Below are 25,853 nucleotides of genomic sequence, written 5' to 3'. Positions count from 1 at the left end.
TTGCAAATTAGACAAATGTTTACAACTGAATATGATGTGATAGTAGTGGGCGGAGGACACGCAGGTGCTGAAGCTGCCGCTGCGGCTGCCAATATGGGAGCCAGCACACTACTGATTACTATGAACTTACAGCATATCGCCCAAATGAGCTGTAACCCTGCTGTAGGAGGTATTGCCAAAGGGCAGATAGTACGCGAAATAGATGCCTTGGGTGGCTATATGGGGATTATCACTGATAAAACCGCTATTCAATTTAAAATGCTCAACCAATCGAAGGGTCCTGCTATGTGGAGTCCGCGTGCACAATCTGACCGTATGCGTTTTTCAGAAGCGTGGCGATTACAGTTGGAAAGTCTGCCTACACTTGATTTCTTTCAAGGAATGGTAAACGACCTTCTGATAGAGAAAGACAAAGTAGTAGGAGTACGCACTTCGTTGGGGATTACTATCAAAGCGAAGAGTGTAGTGCTCACCAATGGTACTTTCTTGAACGGAGTGATGCACATAGGGCTGAAACAGTTTGGCGGAGGGCGTGCAGGTGAACCCGCAGCATACGGCATCACCGAGTGCCTCGTACAACACGGTTTTGAGGCGGGACGTATGAAAACAGGTACGCCTCCACGTGTAGATGCACGTTCGCTTGATTTCAGTAAGATGATTCCTCAACCGGGCGATGAGCATCCACAAAAGTTTTCTTTCTCTGCTGAAACACAGCCACTCGCAGTGCAAAAAGACTGCTATATGACGTACACCAGCGAGCGCGTACATAATATATTGCGCACAGGCTTCGATCGTTCGCCTATGTTTCAGGGCATTATCCACGGGGTAGGACCGCGCTATTGCCCTTCGATAGAAGATAAAATAAATCGTTTTGCCGACAAAGACCATCATCAGCTGTTTGTAGAGCCCGAAGGCTGGCATACCGTAGAGATGTACGTGAACGGCTTTTCGACTTCTTTGCCCGAAGAAGTGCAATACGCTGCCCTGAGTCAGGTAGCAGGTTTTGAGAAGGTGAAGTTTTTCCGCCCAGGGTATGCGATAGAGTACGACTATTTTCCGCCTACCCAGCTGAAACATACGCTTGAAACGAAACTTATAGAAAACTTATACTTCGCGGGGCAAATCAACGGAACTACAGGCTATGAAGAAGCCGCTGCACAAGGACTAATGGCTGGCGTGAATGCGGTACTGAAAATACGCGAGCGAGCTCCTTTTGTACTGAAACGCGACGAGGCTTATATAGGAGTTTTGATTGATGACCTCATCACCAAAGGCACCGAAGAGCCCTATCGTATGTTTACCTCACGTGCTGAATACCGCACCCTCTTGCGACAAGACAATGCTGACAGACGATTGACTCCGTTAGGGTATGAAATAGGTACTGTAAGTGAAGCGCGCTATCGTGCGTGGGAAGCCAAAGAACGCAAGGTGAGTGGATTTATCACTTATATAAAGGAATTGAGTGTTACCCCCGAAGAGGTAAACCCTATACTCGAAAAATACGAGTCATCACCAATGAAACAAGGCGACAAGCTCCAAAAGGTACTTTCTCGCCCAGATGTAACTCTTGCTGACTTTGAGGCTATAGACCGTATTGCCGAATATATAAAGAATAACGAACTTAACGAAGAAGAGAAAACCTGTGCGGAAGTGGAGGTGAAATACGCCGGCTATATAGAAAAAGAGCGCAATAATGCTGATAAACTCAACCGCTTGGAGAGCGTGCGTATTCCCGACAACTTTGATTACGACAAGATAGTATCGCTCTCGTTTGAAGGGCGCGAGAAGCTGAAAAAGATACGCCCTGTTACTCTTTCGCAAGCCTCGCGCATCAGTGGGGTATCGCCAGCGGATATTAGTGTATTACTGATATATATGGGAAGGTAATTGGTGTGAGGTCGTAGCACGACAGGCGGCAGTGAGCCATACAGACGATTGCAAAATAAAGGAATCGAGAAGGGAAGATTAACTTAGAGCCTAAACATTTAGCGTAATGCGGTGTTTAGGTTTTTGTTTTATTGACATTATGCTTATTAAAGGCACTTATGGTATTGTAGAATTAAAATTATTTACTACCTTTGCACTCAAAATCATTCTAAATAATAATCGTTATGGAAGAAGTGCGCAACCGTGCTTGTACTGTTGCCGAGCTAAAGAAGGGCGAAAAAGGGATTATACAAGACTTTGATATTACTAAAATACCTCAAAAACTCATTGATTTAGGTTGTTATGCGGGCAGTGAAGTGGAGGTACTCCAAAAAGCTACTTTTGGCGACCCTATCTATATCCGTATGAATGAGGCATATCTTTCGATTAGAAAGGATATGGCAGAGAATATTCAATTAGCAAATTAGGTGCAAGCTGCACAAGCAATTTAATTAGCAAATTAACAAATTGGCAAATTTAAAAATCGCCCTTGTGGGCAACCCTAATACCGGTAAAACTTCGCTCTTCAATGCACTGACGGGCTTGAACCAAAAGGTAGGCAATTACCCTGGTATTACCGTGGAAAAAAAAATAGGATACTGCAAGCTTTCCGATACCCAGCAAGCCGAAATCATAGACTTGCCGGGTGCCTATAGTCTCAACCCAAGCTCGGAAGACGAGCACGTGGCTGTAAATGTGCTTACACATAACTCTGAGCCTCATTACCCTGATGTGGTGGTAGTGGTATGTGAGGTGAGTAACCTCAAGCAAAATCTCTTGCTCTTTACCCAAGTAAAAGACCTTGGTTTGCCTACGATACTTGTTATCAATATGGTAGACCAGATGTGTAAAAAGGGTATCAGTATTGAGGTGGAAAAATTAGCGCAAGCTTTGCAGACGAAAGTTGTCCTCACCAGCACTCGCAAAGGCGAAGGGCTTACGGAGCTGAAAGAAGCGATTGTAAATTATCAACAACTGTCGCTCACTCCTTGTGTGGATATCTCTCGCTTAGAGGTGATGACTTTTGGCACGTCGGAAAGTGAGCAACGACGCAAACAGCAAAAAGAAACGATACTTCGCTATCAGTTTATCAACAAAATACTGAAAGAGACGTATACGGTAGACCAGCGCAAAGCACAGACGCTTCGCGCACGTCTCGACCGCTTCCTCATACACCCCTTCTTTGGCTATGTGGTGTTTGCTGCGATACTCTTGCTTATCTTCCAAGCAGTATTTACTTGGTCGAGCTATCCGATGGATTGGATAGAAAACGGTTTCAATGTTTTTGGGGAATGGCTTGCTACTAAACTACCTGCTGGTGCACTTAGCGAATTACTAATAGAGGGTATCCTACCAGGAATCGCAGGTATTACGGTGTTTATCCCCCAAATAGCTGTACTCTTCACCTTGATTGCCCTATTGGAAGAAAGTGGCTATATGAGTAGGGTGGTGTTCTTGATGGACAATGTAATGCGTCGTTTTGGGCTTAGTGGTAAGAGTGTTGTTCCTCTGATTTCGGGAGCAGCTTGTGCCGTACCTGCCGTGATGATTGCCCGCAATATTGAGAATTGGAAAGAACGCCTAATCACCATACTTGTTACTCCGTTTATGACCTGTTCGGCGCGTTTGCCTGTATATCTCATCATCATTAACTTGGTAATCCCAGACGGTGATTTTTGCTGGATTAGCTATAAAGCGTGGACCTTCTTTGCGATGTACTTTTTGGGCTTTGCGGTAGCTTTGCTCTCGGCTTTCATCTTAGACAAAGTACTGAAGATGCACAAGAACAACAGTTTCTTTATCGCAGAAATTCCCGATTATAAAATTCCGCTTTTGCGTAATGTATGCCTCACTGTATACGAGAAGACCAAAGGCTTTGTAATAGGAGCAGGGAAGTTCATTTTAGCAATTTCGATACTTTTGTGGTTCTTAGGGTCTCACGGAGTAGGAGAAAAGTACAACAGCATAGAGGCTACCGCCGAGCAGTTGGCACAAACTCACCAGTGGACTGCCGAGCAGAAAGCACATTACATAGAAGCCCAAAGTCTTGAATACTCGTTTTTGGGTTACATAGGCAAAGGAATAGAGCCCGTATTTCGCCCGCTGGGCTACGATTGGAAAATCAGTATAGGGGTAGTAGCTTCGTTTGCAGCGCGAGAGGTGTTCATTAGTACCCTATCAACGGTTTATAGTTTAGGAAAAGATTTGGATACCGAAGGTGAAGAGGGCGAACGTACTATCTTGGCAAAAATGCGCGCTGAAGTACGTCCTGATGGTACGCCTGTATACACACTTGGCACCGGTATTTCGCTCTTGCTCTATTACGCTTTTGCAATGCAGTGCCTTAGCACTGTTGCCGTAGTGCGCAAAGAGACCAATAGCTGGAAATGGACAGCTATCCAATGGATATTTATGACGGGAATTGCCTACGTGAGTGCAATGCTGGCATTTATTTTAATTAGATAATTAGCTAATTAGCAGAATGCCCCCGTTCCCCCGAAGGGGGACAATCCGTAAAGACGATAATCGACAAATAATGAAGTTAGGTTTAGTATTTTCAGGTGGCGGGGTGCGCGCTTTGGCACACGCTGGATTGTTGAAGGCTTTGGAAGAAAAAGGCTTGCAACCCTCAATTATTTCGGGTACCAGTGGTGGAGCACTCATCGGGGCACTCTACGCTTGTGGGGTAAAGCCCGAGGATATGGTGCATTTTTTTAAAGAAACACCTGTGTTCAAATGGTCGATGCTCACTTTTAAAAAAGTGGGATTAGTAGATAGTGCTAAATATACTAAGTTCTTTAAAAAACAATTCCAGTGTCCGACTTTTGAAGACTTGCGATTGCCATTAGTGGTAACAGCTACCAATCTGCTGAACGGTAAAGTACAGTATTTTAGCAAAGGAGAGCTTATTCAGCCCCTCATTGCGTCGTCGGCATTACCGCCTTACTTCTCACCGGTGAGAATAGGAGACAGTTTATATTGCGATGGTGGACTGCTGAACAACTTCCCTATAGAACCCCTTAAAGACCGATGCGATAGAATTATAGGGAGCTTTGTGAATCCGCTAGAAACGATTACCGAGAAGGAGCTCAGCAACTCGTTCCAGTTTATGCAACGCATTTACAACATCACTATGGATGGCAATTATAACCGCAAGTTTAAAAAATGTGACTACTTACTACTACATAACCTCAGCAATGTAGGCGTACTCGATACTAAAAAGCTCGATCAAGCCTTCGAATATGGATACGAACAAACAATTACCAAATTAGCTGATTTGTCAGTTAGCTAATGAGTAGAGGCAAACATTGACAAATTACTAAATTAAGACATTAACTTTATGAGTGAGATTTCTAAAATTCTATTCTTGGTATCGGATAGTTTGCTGATACCCGACATTATCGTACTCTTGGTACTTTTTGTGCGCGCTTTATTATTGGTAGGCAGTTTCTACAACCGTTTCATCACTAAATACAAAAACGACAAACAGCTGAATGAAGCTATCAGGACGCTCACACCCGAAAGCGCAGAACAGCTTAAAGCTCTATTGCCTGCACGCGATAACGCTCTTTACACTCAATACTTGCGTGATATTCTTAGCCATATACCCGACGAGGCATATTACGACTATATGATTTCCAACTTCGAGAATGAAGGCGAAAAAGACATAGCCACCTCTAAGCTGTTGGCAAAAGTAGGTCCCGTTTTGGGGCTCATCGGTACGCTTATTGCTATGAGTCCGGCGCTTACAGGGCTCTCCACCGGAGACATTTCTAAGATGGCAAGTAATATGCAAGTAGTATTTGCCACTACTGTTGTAGGCTTAGTGATTAGTTTAGTAGGGTTGGTAACTTTGCAGTTCAAACAACGCTGGTATAGCAAAGAAATCAACAACCTTGAATACGTAAGTAGAGTATTAACTCAACCCGCAAGACAATGAAAACAAACCGACGCATATCCCGACTCAAAGACGATGATGCCGACCCGCTAAGTGTAGTGGTAAATCTTTTTGACGTGGCAATGGTCTTTGCCGTTGCCTTAATGGTATCGATGGTGATGAACCTGAATATGGCCGATTTCTTTTCGGGTGAAGATTTTACCATTGTAAAGAAGAAAGGTGATGATATGGAAATCCTTCGTCGTGAAGGACAGAAAATCACTAAATATAAAACTGTAGAAGGTGCAACCCCCGACGCTTCTACCACTCAGAAAAAAGGTAAACGCCTCGGGGTAATGTACGAAACCGAGAATGGCGAAACTATATTGTTGCCTGATGAAGAATAAGCATAAATAAACCCTATTAAATATGAAAAAGTTTCTCATTAATTTCGTTGTTGTACTGCTACTACTCATAGGAACCCTTTACGTGGCGGGCTATGGTTATATTCTCAAAGCAGTAGTGGTGGTCTACGGCACGGGGCATACTACTACTTTCCTTGATGATTATACCTATTTTGACAATCGTACAATTGCTAAAAGTCCTACTCCTCAGCCTTGGCCACTTTCAGCGGATTACAACAAAATACCCGAAACCCCCGAACTACAAAATGCTCACAAAAAATACGGAACGGTAGCTTTCCTTATCATCAAAGGTGATAGTATATGGCACGAACAGTATTTTGAAGGCTATAATACTGAGAGTAAGAGCAATTCGTTTTCTATGGCAAAAAGCTATGTCTCGGCGCTCTTGGGCAGGGCTATTGCCGATGGTTATATCAAGAGTCTCGACCAAAAAGTAAGCGATTTCTTTCCTGAATACAAAAAAGGCTTCGGAGCCCAGCTTACGGTAGGCGACCTCTCGTCTATGGCATCAGGACTTGACTGGGACGAGGCGTATTACAATCCGTTTTCTATTACAACTCGTGCTTATTTTGATAAACATTTTAGAGAAAAGATGCTCCAACTGAGGATTGTTTCTCCTCCTGGGAAAGCCTATAAATACCTCAGTGGAAATACTTTCCTTTTGGGAATGGTATTGGAGAAAGCTACAAAGAAGACCCTTACTCAGTATCTCACCGAGAGCTTATGGCAACCGATGGGTTGTGAGAGCGATGCTCTTTGGCAATTAGACAGTAAAGAAAGCGGACTCGAAAAAGCGTATTGTTGTATTGCTTCGAATGCACGTGATTTTGCCCGCCTCGGGAAACTCTATCGAGATAATGGTAAGTGGAATGGCAAACAGCTATTAGACTCTACCTTTGTGGCGACTTCCGTACAACCGCGCTTTGCCGAGAGTCCAGAATACGGCTATGGTTGGTGGTTATTAGACTATAAAGATACCCATTTCTTTATGATGCGCGGACATTTGGGACAATACGTAATTGTAAATCCTACTGATAAAGTCATCATTGTGCGTTTAGGACATCGCACTGCCGATACTTCTCCTGAAGGCAGTAAGTTTACTCAAGACATTTATGATTATATAGATGAGGCATATAAAGTTTTAGGTGTTAGAGGGTAGTAGAGTAATGAGACTTTAAATTAATAGTTGAATTTCAGTAAAAATGCTTAACAAGATTAATCTTGAAGATATTCTCTTCTTAGATATAGAAACGGTACCGCTCTATGAACAACACGCTGAGCTTTCGGCTTTAGAACAAGAACTGTGGGAGGAAAAGACACGTTATCAGCGGAAAGATGAGTTTACTGCTGAAGAATTTTACGACCGTGCAGGTATTTGGGCGGAGTTTGGGAAGATTGTATGTATATCAGTAGGCTACTTTTCTTTTCGGTATCAGCAACGCACTTTTAGGGTTACCTCGTTTGTGGGAGAGGAAGAAGTGTTGTTAAAAGATTTTGTACGTTTGGTAGAAGAACACTTTTCACGCGTTAATAAATTGTTTTGTGCTCATAACGGCAAAGAGTTTGACTTTCCTTACCTTTCGCGACGTATGATTATCAATGGTATTCCTATTCCTCAAAAACTACAACTCTTTGGCAAGAAACCTTGGGAAATTCCACATCTCGATACCCTTGAACTATGGAAATTTGGTGATTATAAACACTTCACTTCGCTGAAGCTCTTGGCTCATATTTTGGGCATTCCTTCGCCTAAAGACGATATTAATGGTAGCGAAGTGCGTGATGTGTTCTACAATGAAGGTGATGTAGACCGTATTGCTACTTATTGTGAAAAAGATACTATTACAGTAGCCCAAATACTGCTACGTTTCCGGAACGAAGAGCTTCTAACCGATGATGAAATCCTAATTGTAGGGCATTAACTTTTACTTCTATTTTAAATACTGAGGTTCAAAATAAGCAATATCTTCAAAGTCTTGTTTTGTATATTTTTCTATAGCAAACCGAAGCATATCTTTTGCCTCAGGGAAGGCATTGGGTATAAATACAGCATTATGATGCTTACAGATAGTAGCAAACTTCGTACTACCATCACCTAAAAAAGTTACTTTACCCCTATTTAGTTCTTCTTGATAACTATGCTCATCGAGGATTTTAGCTTCAGTAGGACTCACAAACTGATAAGCACTATTAAGCACGGCGCTATACACCTCCATACGGCGTGCATCGAGCATAGGGATAATACAATTGCCCTGAGCTTGGTGAGCGAGGATTTGCAAGGTAGGAATAGCAATTAAAGGTTTCTCCAAAGCAAAACAAAGACCCTTGGCAGTAGCAATACCAATGCGCAAACCTGTATAAGAGCCTGCGCCAGCACTTACGGCTATAGCATCAACCGCAAAAAGGGGTAAGGAGGCTTGTTGCATTACGTCTTCAATGAAGAGATGTAAGTTTTCGGAATGAGTAAACTTGCCTGCATTCTCAGATCTTTCAGCAAGAATATGATTGTCTTTTGATAGGGCTACCGAGCAATTGAGCCCTGAAGTTTCTATGTGAAGGATAATCATTTTTGTTGTATTTTTCAACTTAGGGGGAATGTGTGACGCAAAAGCGACTGTTTATTTTTCACTTTTCCCAGAAACAATTAGAACTATTTCTCCTTTAATATTCTTATCTTTATAATAGTCTAAAAGTTGTTGGAGGGTGCCACGTTGGGTCTCTTCGTGTAGCTTAGTGAGCTCACGTGAGAGACTCGCAGGACGGTCGGTACCGAAAGTGGTAATAAAGTCAGTGAGGGTTTTGAGCAATTTATGTGGGGAGATGTAAAAAATCATCGTTTTGGTTTCAGTTGTGAGCTGAGAGAGGCGCGTTTGTCGTCCTTTTTTATCGGGAAGGAAGCCTTCGAAGGTAAAACGGTCGTTAGGCAGACCACTGTTCACCAAGGCAGGCACAAAGGCTGTAGCTCCTGGTAAGCATTCTACATCTACTCCCTCAGTAAGGCAAGCACGTGTAAGCAAGAAACCGGGATCGGAAATGGCAGGTGTTCCTGCATCGGTGATGAGTGCTACGGTAGTACCCCCTTTGATGCGCTGTACCCAACCGTCTACCACTTTGTGCTCGTTGAACAGGTGATAACTTTGCATAGGGGTATGGATATCGTAGTGTTTGAGGAGCTTACTACTGGTGCGCGTATCTTCGGCTAAGATGATATCAACCTCTTTAAGCAAACGGAGTGCTCGCAAGGTTATATCTTCGAGATTGCCTATGGGGGTAGGAATGAGATAGAGTTTGCTCATTACACTTCAAAGCGTTTGAGGAGGAGAGAAAGGAAGCGTTCTTCGTATTCCTCTTTGTCTTTCCAATAGTTGTAAGTAGGTTTTATTTCTTGTTCTAAGTATAAAACAGCATCTTGCATTGTATTGAGTTCTCCGATATGTTTTACAACTTTGTTATATTCGCTTTCACTACCAAGGAAGAGTTTTTGTACAAAAGCTAATTTATCATTCAAACCTATTTGAGCATTTTTACCTAACTTATCGTTAAGAGATTGTACGGGTTTTATATTCTCATCAGTTTCTTTTCTATCGAATACTGTGTTCTTAGACTGAGAGATAAACTCTTCTAAGGAAGGGGATTGCTTTAAGATACGTTGTTCATCGGTGTACTGAGGTTGCTCAATAAACTGTTCGGGCTGTGTTACTTGCTGAGGTTGCTCGATAGCAAAATCTATTTGAGATGTTTCTACTCTTTTAGGTTGTTCCACAGGTACTGCCCATTCAGGTTCGGGCTGATGTACTTCTACTTGGGGTTGCGCTATTTTTGTAGTTTGTTTTTGAACGGGTTTTGGTTCCATTGCTACAAACGAAGCTTTTTCTTTTGTTTGTCCTTTTGCAGCAATAGGTTGCACTTCGGTAGCTTCTACTTTGATGTCGAAAATATCTTTTTCTTGATTTTCATCAATGAAATTAGATACTTTTTTCATCATTGAGTTTTTTCGGTTTTCATTAGCACCTAAGTCTTGATAATATTTATCAACGAAACTCAATATAGTGATTTTTTCAGCTAATTTATGAGCCTGTCTATTGAGTTCTATGAGGTTAAGTTTCCCTTGTTTAGCAATAATTTCGGTAGCGAGAGCTACTAAACTTTGTTCTAATTCTTCTTTCATAGATTGCTATTCTTTAGTTAAGATGTGGCAAAGATATAAAATATTTTTGAATAATAAAGAAATAACAAAAAAACAGACTGCTCCAGAAAATCTTTTTGGAGCAGTCTGTTTTTTTTTGATTACTTAATTGAAGCTTCGTAAATACCTTCGATAGTGTGAGTTAAAGTATCGTTGAACTGAGCATCGGTTTGCTGAGCTGAGAGTCCTTCGGTAAGTGCTCTTGAGAAACTGGCGATTACGCCTTTGTTTTCGGCGAGGATATCATTGGCTTTCTCTCTTGGGTAACCTCCTGAAAGGGCGACTACACGCACTACACGAGGGTGCTTGGTGAACTCTTTGTAGAGATTGTTAATAGTTGGCAAAGAGAGTTTGAGCATCACGTTGAAAGTATCGGGGAGGGCATCGAGGTGTTTTCTTATCTCGTCGCGCAAGATAGCTTCGGCAGGTGATTTATCGGGGATATTGATATCTACTTCGGGCTCTATAATAGGCACGAGTCCTGCTTTTACGATTTGTTTAGCTATCTCAAACTGCTGTTTTACCACTCGTGCAATACCCTCAGGAGAGGCTTTTTTAATGACTGAACGCATTTTGGTTCCGAAGATATGGCGCTCATTGGCACGCTCTAAGAGTTCTGTAAGACCGCTTATAGGTTTCATCAGTTGAACACCATCGGCGTCTAAGCTTTCTAAGCCTTTATCGACTTTTAGGAAGGGGACTATGTGTTTTTCTTCCCAGAGATAATCGGCGGTGTATTTACCGTCGATTTTTCTATCCATTGTCTGTTCGAAAAGGATAGCACCGATAATTTTATGGCTGTTAAAAGCGGGGCTTTTGATGATGCGGGTACGCATTTGGTGAATGAGGTCAAACATTTGGTCTTCATTGCTATATTGGTCTTCATTCACACCGTAAAGTTTAAGGGCTTTTGGGGTACTACCGCCACTTTGGTCGAGGGCTGCGATAAAGCCCTTGCCATCTTTCATTTGTTTGAGTTGTTCTTTTTTCATAGTGTGTTACTGTTTAAAAGATAGTACAAAGGTACGAAATATTTTTTAATTGACAAAAATTAATAATACTGGAAATGGCAATAATGCGAGCCACACGGCGGGAAAAATTAGAAAATTAGCAAATTAGGAAATGAGAGAATGAGAGAATGAGGAAATTTGGAAATGAGAAAATGGAGTGTTAGGTTGTATTAGAGAAATGAGGCTGTGCCTCAGAAATTAAACAAATTTTAAACAAAATCAAGGCTACGCCTTGTAAACCAGCGGAGGTATTGTCAGTTTATTCAACTTTGGCAAAGTTTTAAACTTTGCCAAAGTTTGAGATGAAAAAGCGATGTGTTGGGACTGTTAGGAGGATTCGGAAGAAAACGGAGAAGTTCGGAAGAGGAGAGGGAGGGATTTTGGAGAAAAAAGGCTATGAGGAGGGTGGGGTTAGCTTATAGAGAGCTTATAGGAAGCTTATACGAATCTTGGACGATTGGTATAGAAAGGGTATATAAATAGTTGACTCATAATATAATACAACAAGGCAAAAAATGGTAAAAACGGGGTTTCGAGGCGAAAGAAAGAGAATCCTCACCCCGTCCCTCTCCCAAGGAGAGGGGGAATGTGGTGACGGAAAGGAGAAGGGATAATTAGAGAATTGGCAAATTAGAAAATTAGTAAATGGGAAAGTGTGAGGGCTTAGGGCATAGGCAATAAGGGAAAAACATCTTCAAAGGGGGAATGTGGCAACCAAAGGGAAACTATTGAAGGGTTCGGAGAGGCTCAAAAGGGGAGAACCAAAGACAAAGAGAGCTATATTAACTTTGGCAAAGTTTGAAACTTTGCCAAAGTATAGTGATAACAAACATCTCTCTAACTCGCTTTAAATGGGGAATGTAGTGATGGAGAAAAAAGGGAATGTAGGGACGAAAATAGTTGTTTGGCGGGGAGGACTCGTAGGAAGGAGGTCGGATAGAGGGGGCTTGTGAGAAGATGTTATGCGGTTAGTATTTTGGTGCATTGGGCGATGCGTTCCTCTAAGGAGCCTTTTAGGATATGGTATTGTATGCTGTGAGCGTTCAGATGTTGTTCAAAAAAAGCAAATACGCTCTCGCGCTCGTGGGGTTTATCGCGGAGGTCGTCGGGTTGCCAAGGGACATCTACATAAGTGAGAAAAAGGGTGTGGTAATGATGTGTGAGGGCTGCGCGCTCTATTTGTGGGTTGCATTTGCCATAGTAAAGGTAAGAATAGACCATTAGTTCGAGCAGACAGGTGTCGCAGAACAAATATTCATTGGCTTGCTGGATACGTTTGTTTTCGAGAGAAACTTGTCCGTGAGCGATGGGTAGGAGGTCGTCCCACGTGCAAGTGAGGTGCTGAGTGTCCCACTTGTGTTGCAAGTAAGTGCGCATATACTCCTCAGCCCATACGGTTTGGAACTGATAGGCAAGGGTACGACTGAGAGTGGTTTTGCCGGTGCACTCAGGACCTACAAAGGCGATACGCTTTATCGGGCTGTCTCGTTGCGCAAGTGTTGTTTCCATTCTCTATAGCCCATAATGGCAATAATGGTGAATAAAAAGTACTGAAAGGAGGTGAAGAGCATTCCTTTTTTGAGGTAGAGAGGTACTGAAATGAGGTCGCCGAGAATCCAAAAGACCCAGTTTTCTACTTTGCGTTTTGCCATTAGCCACATTCCTATCAAGAAAATGGAGGTGGTAAAGACATCGACATATTCGGTAGGGAGGAAGTTGTGGAATCCTAAGGAGATTCCCTGCATAGAAAAGTTGTTTTTGATGTAAGGTTTCAGGTAGTATACCGCAGTGACGAAAGCCAAGCTAAAAACACCTAAAAGAGTACAGATTTGCCAATCGCGACGGGTGGTAGCGGAGATAGTAATCACATTGTCTTGGGCGTTCTTTGCCCATAGTATCCACCCGTAGATACTCATCGCTGTATAATAGGCATTGATAAGCATATCGCCCCACAGCACGTAGTGCCATAGCAGGTATACAAATAACACCGTGCTGATGATACCCGTAGGGTATACCCATATATTTCCTTTTTTAGCTAGCCAAACACTGAGGAACCCAAAGAACACACCTATGATTTCTAAAACCACTAAATGAGTAGGGACTCCTTGATACTGACTAAAAAACCAATTGAAAAACGCTTCCATATCAGATACTCAGTTACGCTTGCTCGCTGGCTTTACTTAGAAGAAAGGTTTATACTCGTGGCGGTCGGACTTTACGATTTTCACGTACATCAGTCCGCGTTCTACTAAGTCGAGGGCTTCTTCTATCTCGGTGGTGAGAACATTCATCACTTGGGTATACTCGCCATAGACTTGGGTACTGAGAGGGTTTTCTTGTACGATGAGCCCAGAGGCGCGCAGTTTCTTGATAAAGTGAATGATAGGACGCTCGTAATCGTCTTGCAACGGGCTAAAAGTAAGTTCAACAGATACTTTCATAATGGTGAATGATTAATTATTAAAGGTTAATTTATATTCGGGACAAAAGTACAAATAAAATGGGAAATTACAATTATTTTACTACCTTTGCGCAAAAATATGTATCTCTTTCAGCCAAAAGAGTACCCCCTTTTTTACCTATATTGAGTGAAGATAAAATGAACTAAAAACACCCTTCGAAAAGGGAATTAGCGAATTTAAGAGGGAGTATGCTCGATGTTTTTGGCTTAATGGAGGATAAATTATTTAATGAATGAAAAAACGGCTTTTCCTACTCGATGCTTATGCCCTTATTTTTAGGGGTTATTACGCTTTTATCAAGAATCCGCGTATCAACTCCAAAGGGTTGAACACGTCGGCTATTTTGGGCTTTATGAACTCTCTTTTAGAAGTAATTAAAAAAGAGAAGCCCGACCACCTTGCTGTGGCTTTCGACAAGGGAGGAAGTGTGGAGCGCACGGAACTCTTTGCCGACTATAAAGCCAATCGGGAGGAAACGCCCGAAGCCATTCGGTTAGCAATCCCGTATATTCACGAAATCTTGAAAGCCTTGCATATTCCTATCATCGAAAAAGAAGGTTATGAGGCTGACGATATCATCGGGACACTCTCTAAACAAGCTGAAAAGCAGAACTACCAAGTGTATATGGTAACACCCGATAAGGACTATGCACAACTTGTGAGTGATAATATCTTTATATACCGACCTTCGCGCGGAGGTAACGATGTGGAGATTTGGGGCGTAAAAGAAGTACAAGAGAAATTTGAGGTACAAAATCCTTTGCAGGTAATAGACTTCCTCGGAATGATGGGTGATGCGGTAGACAATATACCTGGACTCCCAGGAGTAGGCGAGAAGACCGCTAAAAAGCTACTTGCCGACTTTGGCTCTATGGAAAACCTTCTCGCCCATACTGACCAGCTGAAAGGCAAACTGCGCGAGAATATAGAGAGCAACAAGGAAAAAGGAATCCTCTCTAAACAGTTGGCTACCATTATGCTGGACGTGCCTGTAACGTTTGATGAAGAAGACTTTGCGATGTCCGAACCCGATTTTGAAGCGGTAGGGAGGATATTTGAAGAGTTAGAATTTCGTCAGTTATTACAGAACTTTCTCAGAACGTATCAGCCCCAGATGCCAACAACACCCCCGCCACTTACAGGGAATAAGCCCACAGAGGGGCAGTTAAGTCTCTTTACGCAAGGCGACCTATTTGCCCAACCGCAGGTAATGAGCGAGAAGAAGAACAGCACTAACACACCTCACTTCTACCAATTAGCCGATACCCCAATGGCGCAACAACTGCTCTTGCAGAATTTATTGCAACAAACCGAAGTGTGTTTTGATACCGAAACGACCAGTGTGAACGCCCTGGAAGCCGAATTGGTAGGGATTTCTTTCTGCTGGTCGGCTCATAAAGGTTATTACGTACCTTTCCCTACTGATAAACCAGCAACAACAAAACTGCTTGAAACTTTCCGTCCGTTCTTTGAAAATGAGCGTATTGGTAAGGTAGGTCAGAATTTGAAATACGACCTTAAAGTATTGCAAAACTACAACATTGAGGTGCGAGGCGCACTCTTCGATACGATGATAGCCCACTATCTGCTGAATCCAGATATGCGCCATAATATGGATATCCTCAGTGAAACCTATTTGAACTATACCCCTATTGCTATTGAGAGTTTGATAGGTAAAGGTAAGGCGCAACGCTCTATGCGTACCGTTCCACTCGACCAAGTGAAGGAATACGCCGTGGAAGATGCTGATGTTACGTGGCAACTCAAAAACGTATTTAAGGAGGAAATGCCCAAAGTGAATGCCGAGAAAATCTATACTGATTTGGAAGCGCCTTTGATAAAAGTGTTAGCCGCTATGGAACGCGAAGGAGTGAATCTCGATGTACCTTTCTTAAAAGAATACGCTAAGACCTTAGATGCCGATATTGCACAACTCGAAGCCACTATAGCCGAGCAGGCAGGGGAAAATTTCAATTTGGCATCGCCGAAACAGTTAGGAGATATTCTTTTTGAAAAACTGAAAATTGACAGCAAACCTAAGAAGACAAAAACAGGTCAGTATGCTACTTCCGAAGAAGTATTAGCCCCCTTTGCTTCTAAGCATAAGATAGTAGCCGATATACTTGAATGGCGACAAGTGCAGAAGCTGAAATCTACTTATGTAGATGCTTTGCCTTTGGAGGTGAACAAACTTACCGGTCGTGTACACACTACCTATATGCAAACGGTAGCTGCGACGGGTAGATTGAGCAGTAATAATCCTAACTTGCAGAATATTCCTATCCGCACTCCTCGCGGTCAGCAGGTGCGCAAGGCGTTCATCGCACGCAATCCTGATTATGTGCTTCTCTCTGCCGACTATTCGCAAATAGAGCTTCGCATCATCGCTGCCCTGAGCGAAGAACATAATATGATTGACTCATTCCTCCGCAATGAGGATATTCACCGTTCCACAGCTGCCAAAGTGTTCCACGTGCCTTTGGAAGAGGTAACTCGCGAACAGCGTAGTCACGCCAAGACAGTGAACTTTGGGATTATCTATGGTGTATCGGCTTTTGGGCTCTCGGCTCAAACCAATTTGAGTCGTTCAGAGAGTAAGGAATTGATAGACACTTATTACGCTACGTATCCCAATCTGCGAAACTATATCAGTAAGCAAATACAATTTGCTCAAGAACACGGCTATGTAGAGACCGTATTAGGAAGGCGTCGCTATCTACCCGATATTCACTCTCGTAACCAAGTAGTGCGCGGAGCAGCTGAGCGCAACGCTGTGAATGCCCCGATACAGGGCTCGGCTGCGGATATCATCAAAATTGCGATGATACGCATACAACACGAGTTGATTCGCCAACAACTTCAAACCCGTATGCTCTTGCAAGTACACGATGAGTTAGTGTTTGATGTACCTAAAACAGAGCTCAATATCGTTAAGCCTCTCATTAAAGAAGCGATGGAGAGCGCTTTTACTCTTGCTGTTCCCCTTGTGGCAGACTTAGGGGTAGGGGATAACTGGCTCGATGCACATTAACAAACGATGTAATATGTCTAAAAAGAATCAAACAAACCGATTAACTGCCCAACATAAAGAATCAAAAGGGGTAATGGGTATATTTACTGATGAAGCCAAGCTACACGATATAGCAGTAAGTCAGATTTCTCAACTTGTAATGACACAGCTTCAAAAGGATTTTCCATTACTCTCTTTTCGATATAGAACAAGTGTAAAAAAAGAAGAAATAAACAAGGCTTTAAGAAAAATAGATATGGCTTTAGGGCAAACGCTCTTTGTACCTAATGCAAGTATCATTCCCGATGGTGGGTTGATAGAAGTAAAAGATGATAAAGAAAATTGGAGAATTATCTTAGTATCAGAAGCTAAACATCAAGGCAAAGATATCGAAAATATCAAAGCAGGAAAATTAGTAGGAACAAAAAATGATCAAGATTTAATGGCAGCTGGGAATGCTATAGAAAGAGCTCATAAAAATATAGCTGAAATTGCTAATTTGATGTTGGCAGAGTCTCATTTTCCTTACGTATTATTTTTAGAAGGGTCTAATTTTTTAACAGAAACTATTAGGGTGGAACGACCTGACGGACGAATAATAATACTTGAATATAATTCAGGAATGTTAAATAGATTAGATCGATTAACTTCCGCAAATTACGGAATGCCTATTAATACTAATCTTTGTGAAAACAAATTTGTAACACATAAAGATAAAACTATTATGTTACAAGCTACTTCTATATATACACAAGGAAATGGTGAAAAATGGAACTCTCAAGAAATGTTTGATGTGATGCTTGAAATCTCAAAAACATCTCTTAAAGTATTAGGGAGTGAATTGTTCAATCAATTAACCCAAAGTAAATAGAATAATGGCACGAAAAGCGACAAATAACTTATTACAGAAAGCTAAAAAATTAAAAAATGATGAGTTTTATACGCAAATTCAAGATATAGAAAGAGAATTACAGTATTACAAAAATCATTTTGAAGGGAAAATAGTGTATTGTAATTGCGATGATCCTTATACAAGTAACTTTTTTAAATATTTTGTTTCAAACTTTAAAGAATTAAAACTTAAAAAAGTGATAGCTTCCTGCTTTAAAGAACAAACGCCTAACTTATTTTCTACGAAAGAAATAGGGAAAGCTTTTTTTGCTGAATATGAAGGAGAAAAAATAGCTGTTTCTTACTTTAAAGGGGATGGTGACTTTCGCAGTGCTGAATGTATAGCACTCTTAAAACAATCGGATATTGTGGTTACCAATCCTCCTTTTTCGCTCTTTAGAGAATATGTGGCTCAATTAGTGAAGTATGACAAGAAGTTTTTAATTATAGGCAATATTAATGCGATTACTTATAAAGAGATATTCAAACTCATTCAGGAAAATAAAGCGTGGTTGGGAGTTCATTTAGGTAGAGGTATTTCCGGCTTTATAGTGCCTGAACACTATGAACTTTATGGTACTGAAACACAAATAGACACTTTGGGCAATAGAATAGTGTCTCCTAACAATTGTTTATGGCTCACTAATTTAGATAACTTTAAACGTCACGAAGAGATAGTGCTTACCAAAAGGTATTTAGGTAATGAAAACAATTATCCTCAATACGATAATTATAATGGTATTCATATCGATAAAACTGAAAATATACCATCAGATTACACGGGCTATATGGGAGTGCCAATAACTTTTCTACACAAATTCAATCCTAATCAGTTTGAGATTGTGAAATTTAGAAAAGGAGATGATGAAAAGGATTTGTCAATAAACGGTAAATACCCTTATTTTAGAATATTAGTAAGGAATAAACGTTATTCCCTTGTTAATTGTTAATTCTCAATTCTTAATTTATGTACAAAACCCTTCCTAAAAAACGCTATCAAAAAACCTTGAGTATTCTCAAGCGATATGCTCCTCAGGGGAGTACAATCCTCGATATAGGGGTAGAAAATCCTTTTTCAACGATTATGAAAGAGGAAGGTTATACGGTGCTTAATACTACCGGTCAGGATTTAGATTTCGAGGCAAATACCCTTCAGAATTTTCAAGCCGATTTCACTACCGCTTTAGAGATTTTAGAACACTTGGTAAACCCTTTGGCTGTACTGCAAAATGTTCCTACAGATAAAATATTGATTACAGTACCTTTGCGACTTTGGTTTGCCAAAGCTTACCGCAATACGTCTGACCCTCGCGACTGTCATTATCACGAGTTTGAAGATTGGCAATTAGATATGCTGGTAGAGAAAGCGGGCTTTCGTATTATTTATAGAGAGAAATGGACACACCCTGTGAAGAAGTTAGGTTTACGTCCGTTATTGCGATATTTTACGAATAGATACTATGCCGTGGTTGCAGAGAGGAAATAATGGTTTAATCTGCCTTCGGGAGAGAAATTGAACAAATTGCAACAAATCAAACAAGCTATAGCACGACAGATAGGAGCGAGCTAGACGGATTTATCACAGATGATTCTTTTTGTAAAACATCATTGTTCCACGGATTGGCTCAGCTTTAGCTGAGGAATTTCACGGAACAGTAATGAAAAGGCAATTGTAAATTAATATTGTATATATTGAACTGACGTTAAATTATATTAGGATTGAACCAGTCGTCGGTGCGGTCGAAGAGGAGTTGCCAAAGGGTGCGATTGGTAAGATAGAAGCGAGCTGTAAAACTCATTCCTTTACCTATATTACCACGATAGCCATTTTTCAGTTGTAAATAACCTTTGCTGATTCCACAGCGTATTTTAAATAAGCCTTCGCCTGTTTGCTCATTTACTACTAAGTTTTTATCTATTTCCTTTACACTACCGTTGAGCAACCCCCATTGGTTATAATTATAAGTGTCTATTTGAAAGCGTACGTTTTGCGAGGGGTGTATAAAACCGATGTCTTTTGGAGAGACTAAACACTCGGCTATGAGGTTTTGTTCGGGAGAGATAGTAGCAATAGATTGCCCTTGAGAGAGAAAGTTGCCTTGACGAATGCCTTTGTACTGTGCAATAGTACCTGTGATGGGTGCTATTACCACATAGTTTTGTTGTTCTTGGCTGAGGCGCTTTTCGTCTGATTGCAATGACTGCAATTTACGTTCTACTTCTATACGCTGTGCTTGCCATTGTGCATATTGTTGTTGCTGGGTACTTTGCACTTGGCGCAAGAGTTCTTCGTGACGATAGTATATTTTTTCATACTCAGCCTTAGCAATTACATCTTTACTAAAAAGCTGATTGGCACGATTGAGTTCCTTTTTAGCTAAGGATAATTGCACTTGCAACTGACCTATTCTTTCCAAAAAAGCAGCTCTTTCTTGGGCGTATTGTGGTGTTTGCAGGGGTGCATTTTTGTGAGAGACTAATGCAGTAAGGTCTTGTAATTGTGCGTTGTAGTCTTGCTGTTGAGTACTGACAAGTTGTTGCTGTGTATTTAATAGTTCTGTAGTGATGATGAGCAAGGTATCACCTTTTTGGACGTTTTGGTTGTTTTGAGAGAGAAAGCACTTTACTACCCTACCACTTGTAGGAGCAGTAAGTTCTGTATCCTCGAAATTAGAACGTATCACCCCGCGTGCCGATACTGATATAGGCACTTTGATAAAGGGCAGAGCAACCACTATTGCTGTGAGGAGCAGGAGGATAGTAAGGTAAATAGGGTGTTTCATTATAAATAATTTTTAGCCTAAAAAAGTTTTATAAACTTAAAAAATCTTCAATTTTATTAAGATTTGAGGGTAAAAAGATTTGTGCATTCCCCTCGTGTAATAAGTATATTTCTTTGCAATCGGATAAGGTTTCTAAAATATGAGAGGCGAACAGTACGATATGAGTCTCTGATAGTTTTTTTAGCAATTTTTTGATTTGAAGTACCGAAGTAATATCTAAACCGCTAAAAGGTTCATCAAATATGTAGAGGGTGTAGGGCTTTTGTAATACGGCATTGAAATACACTTTTTTTTCGCATTCCTGTGGAAAGCTCTTTGATGAGTAGAGTTTTATTTACTTCAAAAGGCATTGTGTTTTGTGGTTTTATATCCAATAGCAAGCTGTAAAACTTATAAAACTCTTCTACGGTAAGGTGCTCGTATAAATAAGGTTCGGTAGGGAGAAAACCGATTTGTTGAGGCATTAAAGGTTGTTGCTGATAGCTTACTTCTCCTTTGAAAGGTGTTAAACTATACAAACATTTGAAAAAAGTAGTTTTTCCTGCACCATTTTTACCTACTACCCCATAGAGTCCGTTTTGAGGAATAGAAAGTTGTATGTTTTTGAGAATTAGTTTGTCAGAATAACTTTTTTCTTTAATGAGAATGTTGAGCATATTGCTGTCTTTTTATGGTTTGTAGAGCTAAATGACAAAAATAAGGTATTGCTATCACTGGAATGATATAAATAACACCTATACTTACGGCTAACAAAGCAAAAGTTTGCCATAAAGAATTGTTCCAAAAGGCGTATTTGGTAAGAACTCCTAAGGTAGGAACACTGATATACAAAGGAAAGACTTCTGTATATTGCCAGTGAAAACAAATGATGTAAGTGATGAAAACAGGTGCAAAAAGAAAGGATATATTGAATATTCCTGCTTTGAGTTGGTGTAATAAATAGTCTTTTCCTCGATAGGCTGAAACATTCATATGGGCTTTAAACTCTCTTTCAAAATAAGGAATACAACCTATGAAAGCGACAATAGCTAAGGCAAAAAGAGCTAAGTTAGGGTTTTGATAAACAGCTCCTATAATGATGAGTGCAATAGCTATAGGTAGCCCTAAGATAAGTTTATACTTGCGAAAAGCAATATGCCAAAAAGGGTCGGCGAGAGAGAATGGATATTTTAGGGTGAAGTTTTTCTGAGGTAAACAACCTATGAGCACAAAGGATAATGATATGGCAACCGCTGTTATAAAATCCTTTTTTAAGAGTATAAGAACGAGAAAAGGGAGGTTTTCGATTACGTATTCAGTAATGATAATCGCTCTATAATGTGAATGTACTTTTAATAATGATAAATCTTTTCGATTATTATGATACATAAAACTTCCTAAGGGTAAACTCCAGAGTGCATATTGCCAACTTTCATAATGCAGATAAAGTGCATATAAGGCATAGCATAATACTCCTAACAGCAACCCAATGGTTAAGATATCTCCTTTTGGGAAAAGTTTTCGGTAATAGATATAGGTTAGATAGAGCGAAGTGCGTAGCCACATAGTGTTTATAATTTGGCTACAAAAGTAAAACTTTATTTTGAAAAAACAAGAAATAGAAAAGTTTATTCTACGACTTCGTATTCATACCCTTTTATGGCAAAAGAAAGTCCTGCACCCAAAGGAATTTTTTCAAAAGTAGTATCGTAGCGTGCATAGCCTAAAGAACGTGAAGCTGGAAAAACAATGCGAGCTTTTTCCTCTCCTTGTATGTCTATAGGTTGTAATTCTATCCATATTTTTCCTTTTGGGATAGGAACTCTGAATTTCTCTACTACATCTATTTTACTTTCAGTTTTAGGAATGGTGATATAGATAGGTTTTTCAGTCAAAGGAATCATTTCTTGATTGTTCATCTGAAAAAAGTTTAGGCGAAAGACCGCTTTTTCAGTGTTATTTTTGATACAAGTAATATGAAATTCAGTAGCAACCCAATTGGTTTTAAGATTCACAAAATCACCAATAGTTTCAGGAAATTCCTCTTGCGTTTTCATATCTTCAGGCGTATAATATAGGATAGCCCCTACAAAGCGAATTCCTTTTCCCTTTAGAGTTTTTAGCTGCTTTGTTTTTGCTGAAACATCTATAGGTGCAAGCATTATTTCCTTTTCTGTAAGGACAATAGGTTTGTCATTCTGAAAGTCTTTTACACAGATAGCCCTTCTTTCATAACTAATATGTGAAAAGTAAATACTATCAGTAGGCTTGGGTTGTAACTTTTCTAAGGAGAAATTGCCGTGTGCATCACTAATTGTACCTTTGTGAGTGCCTACAATACCGATGTTTACGTATTCGATGGGTGTGCCATTATTGGATACTATTTTGCTTTGAGCAAATGCAGTGAGAGTAAAGAGAAATAATAATAACGTTGTTAGTTTCATATTTAATTACAATTAAGTTTTACTACAAAATAATTTATGTAAAGGAAAGCTACTTATTTTTCTCAGGTAAAAGAACCAAATCTTTTTCTAAAAGACTTTCAAAAGGCAAGGATAGCTGTAGAGGAGTTTGTTTGTTCTTAAAATATGTTGTATTAAAAGAATGAAAAAAATTACCAAAATCGCTTTTAAGAGTTACATTTTTCACTTCGGATTTATTCTTTTCTTCCTTTAAGAAAGGATATATCTCAAAAATATTTGTTAAAGAAATTGCGTCTTTTTTGAATGTGGTTTTTATATCAATCAGACAACGATATATACTAAAATCTGTACTATTAATTGCTTCAAAATCTATACTTGCAGGGAATTTTTCGTAGACATCTTTATGCTTAATTACATTTGTTCTTCCAGCAAAAGAGCCCCTAATACTATCCTTTGGGAATAAGGCATTCAAATAACAGGTGTATTCATTATTCTTTTTTTCTATATTTCCTGCGCCTTCTTGTTGACGATAAACAATGCTATACTGTTGCTCATTTTTCTTTTTCAGAGAATAATTTTTATCCAAAGGGAAATGCTCATTAGCAATAAAGTCGAACAAACCATTATTTCCCATAAAGAGAGGACTTTTTTTAAGAACTTGTAATTTTTTGCTTTTTGTGTTTTCGTAAGCTTTAATAGCAATAATGTTATATTGTAATTTATTTCCTTTTTTAGGAAGATAGAAATCTATCCAACCTTCTGTATAATATATTGGAATGCTATCAGCATATTGATAAGTGCGAATATAACACTTTAACAAAATATAATCAGGTTGTTGTTTGCTAAGAATAACCTCTGGCAATTCATAGATTTTATGAGATAATAATATTTCTTGTTTTTCTTTTAAATTTTTTACATTTAACTTTTTAGATTCATAGGAAAGGTGGGACGTATAAACAATATCTGATGAATTAGATATGTTTACTTGTCCTTTATCATTAGAAATTCCCTTAATCTCACCTTTGCTATTTTCTATAACGACAGCTGAAATAGGGTAATGAGTAAGGCTATCTAAAAGTGTGATGTTTTGAGCTTTTACAGCTCCAATATAAAAAAGTAAAAGATATAAGATATTTTTCATAAATTAGAAATGAAGAGCAAAGGCTCCTAGAAGCCTTTACTCTAAATAATAGGTTTAAAAAACTTTTAATCCAAAAAGATAAAGATGGGTATTATGGCGAATACCATCTAAAACACCTGTGAGTTCAAAGAAAGGGTATCCATCTCCTTCTCCTCCTTCAACTTTTCTTAATTCCTTAGAATTAAGTTCTTGAAAACCTTTAAAACTGTCAAGTTTCTTCACTCCTTGAGCTTCTACTTGTTGGGTTCTTTTTAAATTCATCTTTCTTAAAAATTTAAAATTAAACATAGTTATTTGAGTATTTTTAAGCTATGCGCACTTACTTTAAAATCTCGGGGCAAAGATATGGCGGTTTTGGTGAAGTTGTTATGCGTGAGACGCATATTATAATTAATTTACAATTTTTAACAATGTGTCATATCCTGAAATAGGTTTACACTAAAAACCATAAAAAGATATGACAATAAGGAGGAAAGAAACAGTTCGGTACAGTGATTGCTTTAAGTTGAGTATCGTAGAAGAGATTGAGAGAAACGGATTGAGTATTGAAAACTGCCGACGCAAGTACGGCATTGGAGGAAGTACAACGATTCAAAAATGGCTCAAAAAGTATGGTAAAAATCACTTATTAAATAAAATAGTACGCGTGGAAACAATCGATGAAATCAGGGAGCTTCAAGCTCTTAAAAAGGAGTTAAAAGCCCTTAAAGAGGCTTTTGCTGAAACGACTTTAGAGAATAAAGTTTATAAGACTTATTTTCAAATTCTTGGTCAGGAAACAGGAATGGGCGATGAAATAAAAAAAAAGTTAGAACAAGAGTTATTGAAGTACTTTCCAAAACAGAAAAGATAAGCGCTCTTTGCAAGTGTTTTGATATTAGCAGACAAGCTCATTATAAAGCAGTTAAATCGTTTAAGGAGGTAGCGCTCAGAGAGAGTATAATTATTGAGATGGTACAGAAAATACGTCGAGAACTGCCCAAGATAGGAGGAAAGAAGCTTTATTATATGTTATCAGATAAGATACATCAAGTAGCAAAAATAGGGAGAGATAAGTTTTTTATGATATTGAATAATAATGATTTACTTATTCAAAGGAAGAGGAGTTATGCCCGTACGACCTATTCTAATCATTCTTTTAGAAAGTGGACAAATCTTGTTAAAGATGTAGAAGTGAGTGCTAAAAATCAAGTATGAGTAAGTGATATAACTTATATTCGCACCTTAGAAGGTTTTAGGTATTTATCGCTTATAACTGATTTATATTCAAGAAGGATAGTGGGATATTGGTTAAGTAATAGTCTATCTATTGAAGGGTGTTTAGAGGCTTTGAAGAAGGCTTTAAAAGGGAAGAAAAAGTCAGAGTCTTTAATACATCATTCGGATAGAGGAGTTCAATATTGTTGCAAAGAGTATATATTGTTATTGCAAAAAGAGCACATTCAAATTAGTATGACTCAGGAGAATCACTGTTATGAAAATGCTCACGCGGAGCGTATCAATGGGATTCTCAAGCAAGAGTTTAATTTAGGAGTTACTTTTAATACTGAACAACAAGCTCTTAGTGCGGTATGTTCGGCTATAAAGACATATAATCAAAAACGTCCTCACTATGCATTGAACTTAAAAACTCCTGATCAGGTGTACTTTCAAAAGGTAGCTTAATGAGAAAAATATTACTAATAAAACAATAATTAATTATGACAACCTTTTTTAGGACGTGACAAAAAGGTAATTTGA

At 39.5% G+C, this 25,853-nt stretch carries 28 protein-coding genes; 15 read left to right on the top strand and 13 right to left on the bottom strand.

Annotation, left to right across the window (positions count from 1 at the left end; genetic code table 11):
- Positions 1-15 precede the first annotated feature (15 nt).
- The 8 genes from mnmG (at position 16) to HW278_RS06795 (ending at position 8,150) form a co-directional block, all read left to right on the top strand.
- Positions 16-1,887 (top strand): tRNA uridine-5-carboxymethylaminomethyl(34) synthesis enzyme MnmG, encoded by a 1,872-nt coding sequence (gene mnmG, locus HW278_RS06830; RefSeq protein ID WP_178977355.1) that lies wholly within the window; start codon positions 16-18, stop codon positions 1,885-1,887.
- A gap of 224 nt (positions 1,888-2,111) precedes the next feature.
- Positions 2,112-2,354, top strand: a complete 243-nt coding sequence (locus tag HW278_RS06825) for a ferrous iron transport protein A (RefSeq protein WP_178958191.1) — start codon at positions 2,112-2,114, stop codon at positions 2,352-2,354.
- Positions 2,355-2,394: 40 nt separating this feature from the next.
- The gene (gene feoB / locus HW278_RS06820; protein WP_178977354.1) at positions 2,395-4,392 is read left to right on the top strand and encodes a ferrous iron transporter B; all 1,998 of its coding nucleotides are present in this window, start codon (positions 2,395-2,397) and stop codon (positions 4,390-4,392) included.
- A 70-nt stretch (positions 4,393-4,462) separates the two neighbouring features.
- On the top strand, positions 4,463-5,218 hold the full coding sequence (locus HW278_RS06815; protein WP_009410826.1) for a patatin-like phospholipase family protein: 756 nt from the start codon (positions 4,463-4,465) through the stop codon (positions 5,216-5,218).
- A 48-nt stretch (positions 5,219-5,266) separates the two neighbouring features.
- Positions 5,267-5,866, top strand: coding sequence for a MotA/TolQ/ExbB proton channel family protein (locus HW278_RS06810; RefSeq protein WP_009419083.1), 600 nt, complete (start codon positions 5,267-5,269; stop codon positions 5,864-5,866).
- Complete coding sequence (locus HW278_RS06805; protein WP_002674860.1) at positions 5,863-6,210, top strand: DUF2149 domain-containing protein; 348 nt, start codon at positions 5,863-5,865, stop codon at positions 6,208-6,210. Before HW278_RS06810 ends, HW278_RS06805 begins: the two co-directional genes overlap by 4 nt.
- Before the next feature lie 22 nt (positions 6,211-6,232).
- Entirely contained in the window at positions 6,233-7,387 is a 1,155-nt protein-coding gene (locus HW278_RS06800; RefSeq protein ID WP_016478481.1) for a serine hydrolase domain-containing protein, read from the top strand.
- A gap of 43 nt (positions 7,388-7,430) precedes the next feature.
- Positions 7,431-8,150: a 3'-5' exonuclease gene (locus tag HW278_RS06795; RefSeq protein ID WP_002674865.1), complete on the top strand. Its 720-nt coding sequence runs from the start codon at positions 7,431-7,433 to the stop codon at positions 8,148-8,150.
- Positions 8,151-8,159: 9 nt separating this feature from the next.
- On the opposite strand, the gene tsaB is transcribed toward HW278_RS06795, so the two are convergent.
- The 7 genes from tsaB to HW278_RS06760 all read right to left on the bottom strand — a co-directional run bounded on the left by tsaB (position 8,160) and on the right by HW278_RS06760 (position 13,865).
- Positions 8,160-8,795 carry a tRNA (adenosine(37)-N6)-threonylcarbamoyltransferase complex dimerization subunit type 1 TsaB gene (gene tsaB, locus HW278_RS06790; protein WP_178977353.1) on the bottom strand — a complete coding sequence of 212 codons (636 nt, stop codon included), beginning with the start codon at positions 8,793-8,795 and terminating at the stop codon, positions 8,160-8,162.
- A 51-nt stretch (positions 8,796-8,846) separates the two neighbouring features.
- Complete coding sequence (rsmI, locus tag HW278_RS06785) at positions 8,847-9,524, bottom strand: 16S rRNA (cytidine(1402)-2'-O)-methyltransferase (RefSeq protein ID WP_009410831.1); 678 nt, start codon at positions 9,522-9,524, stop codon at positions 8,847-8,849.
- Entirely contained in the window at positions 9,524-10,396 is an 873-nt protein-coding gene (locus HW278_RS06780) for a hypothetical protein (protein WP_178977352.1), read from the bottom strand. The genes rsmI and HW278_RS06780 overlap by 1 nt, the downstream gene beginning before the upstream one ends.
- Before the next feature lie 119 nt (positions 10,397-10,515).
- Positions 10,516-11,406, bottom strand: a complete 891-nt coding sequence (locus tag HW278_RS06775) for a fructose bisphosphate aldolase (protein WP_002674876.1) — start codon at positions 11,404-11,406, stop codon at positions 10,516-10,518.
- A gap of 978 nt (positions 11,407-12,384) precedes the next feature.
- Positions 12,385-12,933, bottom strand: a complete 549-nt coding sequence (locus HW278_RS06770; RefSeq protein WP_178977351.1) for an AAA family ATPase — start codon at positions 12,931-12,933, stop codon at positions 12,385-12,387.
- Complete coding sequence (gene pnuC, locus HW278_RS06765) at positions 12,897-13,568, bottom strand: nicotinamide riboside transporter PnuC (RefSeq protein ID WP_178977350.1); 672 nt, start codon at positions 13,566-13,568, stop codon at positions 12,897-12,899. The genes HW278_RS06770 and pnuC overlap by 37 nt, the downstream gene beginning before the upstream one ends.
- 36 nt (positions 13,569-13,604) lie before the next feature.
- Entirely contained in the window at positions 13,605-13,865 is a 261-nt protein-coding gene (locus HW278_RS06760; RefSeq protein ID WP_002674885.1) for a thiamine-binding protein, read from the bottom strand.
- A gap of 253 nt (positions 13,866-14,118) precedes the next feature.
- Here HW278_RS06760 and polA point away from each other — a divergent pair, with 253 nt between their 5' ends.
- From polA to HW278_RS06740, 4 genes are read left to right on the top strand one after another with little or no spacing between them, the layout of a single operon-like run.
- Positions 14,119-16,917 (top strand): DNA polymerase I, encoded by a 2,799-nt coding sequence (gene polA / locus HW278_RS06755; RefSeq protein ID WP_178977349.1) that lies wholly within the window; start codon positions 14,119-14,121, stop codon positions 16,915-16,917.
- Between the two features lie 13 nt (positions 16,918-16,930).
- Positions 16,931-17,767: an EcoRI family type II restriction endonuclease gene (locus tag HW278_RS06750; protein ID WP_002676698.1), complete on the top strand. Its 837-nt coding sequence runs from the start codon at positions 16,931-16,933 to the stop codon at positions 17,765-17,767.
- A 4-nt stretch (positions 17,768-17,771) separates the two neighbouring features.
- The gene (locus HW278_RS06745; protein ID WP_002674891.1) at positions 17,772-18,737 is read left to right on the top strand and encodes an adenine-specific methyltransferase EcoRI family protein; all 966 of its coding nucleotides are present in this window, start codon (positions 17,772-17,774) and stop codon (positions 18,735-18,737) included.
- A gap of 17 nt (positions 18,738-18,754) precedes the next feature.
- Positions 18,755-19,273 carry a methyltransferase gene (locus HW278_RS06740; protein ID WP_178977348.1) on the top strand — a complete coding sequence of 173 codons (519 nt, stop codon included), beginning with the start codon at positions 18,755-18,757 and terminating at the stop codon, positions 19,271-19,273.
- Positions 19,274-19,490: 217 nt separating this feature from the next.
- On the opposite strand, the gene HW278_RS06735 is transcribed toward HW278_RS06740, so the two are convergent.
- The 6 genes from HW278_RS06735 to HW278_RS06710 form a co-directional block, all read right to left on the bottom strand.
- Positions 19,491-20,570 (bottom strand): HlyD family secretion protein, encoded by a 1,080-nt coding sequence (locus HW278_RS06735; RefSeq protein ID WP_178977347.1) that lies wholly within the window; start codon positions 20,568-20,570, stop codon positions 19,491-19,493.
- Between the two features lie 236 nt (positions 20,571-20,806).
- Positions 20,807-21,226, bottom strand: a complete 420-nt coding sequence (locus tag HW278_RS06730; RefSeq protein ID WP_255493543.1) for an ATP-binding cassette domain-containing protein — start codon at positions 21,224-21,226, stop codon at positions 20,807-20,809.
- Entirely contained in the window at positions 21,207-22,115 is a 909-nt protein-coding gene (locus HW278_RS06725; RefSeq protein WP_178977346.1) for an ABC transporter permease, read from the bottom strand. The genes HW278_RS06730 and HW278_RS06725 overlap by 20 nt, the downstream gene beginning before the upstream one ends.
- A gap of 62 nt (positions 22,116-22,177) precedes the next feature.
- Positions 22,178-22,993 carry a carboxypeptidase-like regulatory domain-containing protein gene (locus HW278_RS06720; RefSeq protein ID WP_178977345.1) on the bottom strand — a complete coding sequence of 272 codons (816 nt, stop codon included), beginning with the start codon at positions 22,991-22,993 and terminating at the stop codon, positions 22,178-22,180.
- Positions 22,994-23,042: 49 nt separating this feature from the next.
- Entirely contained in the window at positions 23,043-24,113 is a 1,071-nt protein-coding gene (locus HW278_RS06715) for a hypothetical protein (protein WP_178977344.1), read from the bottom strand.
- 54 nt (positions 24,114-24,167) lie between these two features.
- Positions 24,168-24,401, bottom strand: coding sequence for a bacteriocin (locus HW278_RS06710; protein ID WP_220389371.1), 234 nt, complete (start codon positions 24,399-24,401; stop codon positions 24,168-24,170).
- 217 nt (positions 24,402-24,618) lie between these two features.
- On the opposite strand from HW278_RS06710, the gene HW278_RS06705 reads away from it, so the two are divergent.
- The 3 genes from HW278_RS06705 to HW278_RS06695 all read left to right on the top strand — a co-directional run bounded on the left by HW278_RS06705 (position 24,619) and on the right by HW278_RS06695 (position 25,778).
- Positions 24,619-24,966, top strand: a complete 348-nt coding sequence (locus tag HW278_RS06705; RefSeq protein WP_255493542.1) for a transposase — start codon at positions 24,619-24,621, stop codon at positions 24,964-24,966.
- Positions 24,967-25,064: 98 nt separating this feature from the next.
- Positions 25,065-25,310, top strand: a complete 246-nt coding sequence (locus tag HW278_RS06700; RefSeq protein ID WP_178977341.1) for a hypothetical protein — start codon at positions 25,065-25,067, stop codon at positions 25,308-25,310.
- A gap of 9 nt (positions 25,311-25,319) precedes the next feature.
- Entirely contained in the window at positions 25,320-25,778 is a 459-nt protein-coding gene (locus HW278_RS06695; RefSeq protein WP_157466295.1) for an integrase core domain-containing protein, read from the top strand.
- Positions 25,779-25,853: the final 75 nt, after the last annotated feature.

Origin of the sequence: Capnocytophaga sp. oral taxon 902 (assembly GCF_013394735.1) — a bacterium.
GTDB lineage: Bacteria > Bacteroidota > Bacteroidia > Flavobacteriales > Flavobacteriaceae > Capnocytophaga > Capnocytophaga ochracea.
Note: the sequence above shows the minus strand (reverse complement) of the source record. Positions and strands in the feature narration are given on the sequence as shown.